Source organism: Pseudomonas sp. HY13-MNA-CIBAN-0226 (assembly GCF_040310305.1).
Lineage (GTDB): Bacteria > Pseudomonadota > Gammaproteobacteria > Pseudomonadales > Pseudomonadaceae > Aquipseudomonas > Aquipseudomonas gregormendelii.
In genome coordinates this window covers 1-241 of sequence record NZ_JBEOPS010000571.1, presented here as the reverse complement: position 1 = coordinate 241, position 241 = coordinate 1, and the positions used below count along the sequence as shown (strand labels likewise).

The following is a 241-nucleotide window of genomic DNA, read 5'->3' as shown; positions in this document are numbered from 1 at the left end:
GCCAATAATGATCTAAAATCGGCACCCCTAAATGCTTGGTCAACCAATTGGCCGTTGACTCATCGAGTGGCTCACCTGCCAAAAAGAATGACTTAAGGCTAGAAACGTCGTAGCGCGTCATCCACGTTTCATCTTGTTTTTTCAGCATACGCACACCCGTCGGTGCGGTAAATAAAATATTCACCTTGTTTGCTTCGACAATCCGCCACCAAATACCTGGATTTGGACGATGCGGCAAACC

At 46.9% G+C, this 241-nt stretch carries 1 protein-coding gene; it reads right to left on the bottom strand.

Annotated elements, in window-relative coordinates:
- Positions 1-241: AMP-binding protein (locus tag AAEZ05_RS29960; protein ID WP_350650288.1), on the bottom strand; the 241-nt coding region annotated here is incomplete at both ends.